Here is a 2,387-nt window from a genome sequence, read left to right as displayed (position 1 = left end):
CCCACCTTCATCACTACGGCGGCCCGACCAACGTAACGGGGGGTCAGCGTCCCGACCCACGCATGAATATTAGACCGGGTAGATAACCCCGCCAATATCCGTATGGAAGACCCTGAAAGTACCCTCTGCCGTCAGAAGTCGATAGTACAAAGAGTCGCCGTAAGTCACTTCTGAATCGACCGCAATGGGTGCGAAAGTGCCAGTCAGATAGCCCCCCTTGGCTTTCCAAGTCTTCCAAGCGAGCGTTGGCTTTGCGCGGCCGTTATAGGTCCATCGCATGCCCGTATCTTCCGCGTCACCCATGGATGTGGCGACCATCTTCTGGTTGAGCATGAAGGCGAATCCAATTCGCGGATTAGTGTGCCCGCAGTAGATGGAGAGATACATCGTCCCGGACGGAGTGGACCTGTACCCCTCACCTTTAGAACAGGCCAGAAAGATCGCATCACTCGCGGCGGCAGCCATGGGAGTCGCAGCGTCAGGTTGTGGCGATGAGTCAGGAGGCTGAGCGGACTGAGGTGAAGAAGCGGCACCAGCGAGGGCCGCCTGACGGGCCGCTTCCAGCCCACGGGAAATCTCGTCCTTCGTCGGATTGGCTGGCTTGCTGCCTTCGTTCGCCAACTTGCGAGCGGTCTTTTCGTCGACAGGCTGCTCGAAAGTCGAAACGGTCCTTTCCGCTGTTGCGCTTGAATCACCCGGTGTGACAATAGTGATCGAAGACACTTTGCGTCCGCTCGAACGTTCAGACGGTGCTCGCGGAGCGCCCCCGTTGTCGGACGCGAAGTGGAGGGTGACTTGTGACCCATTGACAGAGTAGTGCTCATCATCGTCGCCGGGCGAGGCTGCGCTTGATAGAGCAGAAGGCACAAGCACTAAGAGAGAAGTAGCCATCGCTAGGGTTACAGTCCGCAGCTTCTTAGTCACGCCTACCTCCTAGGCTGAACGTCAGTAGTTCTTGCAGGCCTCATTTCGAGGCGCGCGCCAACGAAATTCCAAAGCCGGGGCGCGGGCCGAATGGACTAAATAGAGGTCAATGACCCCAAAACCGCTAGATGCCCGCCCTTGAATTCCCTGTTGTCCGGTGCTCCCTGCTAATAAGGGCTAGTATGTGAACTCAATGCTTGTGCCGTCAGGTAGGCGAGCAATGTTCCCCAACGGGTCGATGCAGAACAAGCCACGACTAAGAGCCAGCCCTTCAAGGGCCGACCTAAGCGACTCACTGTCGTCTGCGCTCAGCTGGCTGTTGAGCTGCAGATAACAGGTATCTCCGGTAACCCTGTCTCGAACGGAAATGGGACCGTTCTCTAGTAACAGTTCGCTCCCCCCTCTCTGCTCGATCTCTTGGTCGGCAGCTTCGACCCAGGAGAGCAAGGGAGCGCTGGTGGTTGGAGATGGTTCTGGGGCTGGCTGCTCGAAGTAGTACTCCCAGACATCGGACCCGTCGTCGGGGAGAGGGGAGACGAAGATATCTACCGTCGCCATTTCAACGCACCAGACTCTCAGAGTCGGTCATCGCTGATGTACATGTTGCCGAGAGCGCCCGTCCTGATGTCGATGCCACACCAATAGTCGTGAAGTTCGAAGCCTGCCTTCAAGAGTTTCGGGTCGACATCCATTTCGTGTGCGTCGCGACCTGCCGTGTTTGCCTTTCCCTCCCAATAGATCTTCTTCAGTTGTCCATTGATTTTCTTAGTCGAAATCTGATCAAAGTTGCGAGTCATGCCGTTGTACTGGATTTGACGGTACGACTTGATCTCGTGGCCGTAGATAAGAAGGGCCTGGCCACCCGCAGATTCGCATAGGTCGCCTATGAACTTTCCTTTGAGTCGCCCATCATCCAAGTATGAATCGGGGTTTCCTAGAATAGACTTTCCTGTCGGGCTCCCAGGGAGCCAGGATCGGATCCTGGCGGCTGTCGCGTCGTCAACCTTATTCACGACACAAATCGACCAGTGGATGCCTCTGACATATATACAGCCGTGCTGTCCTGGAAGGCCGCGGGGGTTGGCCTCGGCATCAGAGGGGGCCTTAGGGTAGCCCTCGGACGGGCTCGGCACGGCGGTGGGTGCGGGTGGGGGTGCTGTGGGCACCAGCGGGGTATCGGCCGAAGCTGTGAGTGGGATGGCGGCGATTCCAACCGCGAGTGTGCCGCAGAGGAGGGGCTTTGCCAGGGTCCGCGTGTGCATCATCGGATGTCACCTTCAACGAGCGGTTCTGATCGGCTATGACGATGGTGGCCTCTCGGGTAGCTTCTGCGATAGAGCACCCGGCCAAATATTTACCAAAGCTTGACCCAGGGCTGGTGGTTGGCGGACACTTGCCTGGGGGGAATGTTTGCTCTGACGTCTGCCGATGTCCTTGTCCGGTGAGCAATTGCGGCTCTTACC

The 2,387-nt window shown here is 57.5% G+C and carries 2 protein-coding genes; both read right to left on the bottom strand.

Annotated features, from left to right (window positions below; all coding sequences use genetic code 11):
- Positions 1–69: 69 nt before the first annotated feature.
- Entirely contained in the window at positions 70–924 is an 855-nt protein-coding gene (locus MOPEL_RS17470) for a hypothetical protein (protein WP_009483771.1), read from the bottom strand.
- Positions 925–1,499: 575 nt separating this feature from the next.
- The gene (locus MOPEL_RS17465) at positions 1,500–2,189 is read right to left on the bottom strand and encodes a hypothetical protein (protein ID WP_009483769.1); all 690 of its coding nucleotides are present in this window, start codon (positions 2,187–2,189) and stop codon (positions 1,500–1,502) included.
- Positions 2,190–2,387: the final 198 nt, after the last annotated feature.

The sequence above is a fragment of the Mobilicoccus pelagius NBRC 104925 genome, assembly GCF_000247995.1.
In the GTDB taxonomy this organism is placed as follows: Bacteria; Actinomycetota; Actinomycetes; order Actinomycetales; family Dermatophilaceae; genus Mobilicoccus; species Mobilicoccus pelagius.
Note: the sequence above shows the minus strand (reverse complement) of the source record. Positions and strands in the feature narration are given on the sequence as shown.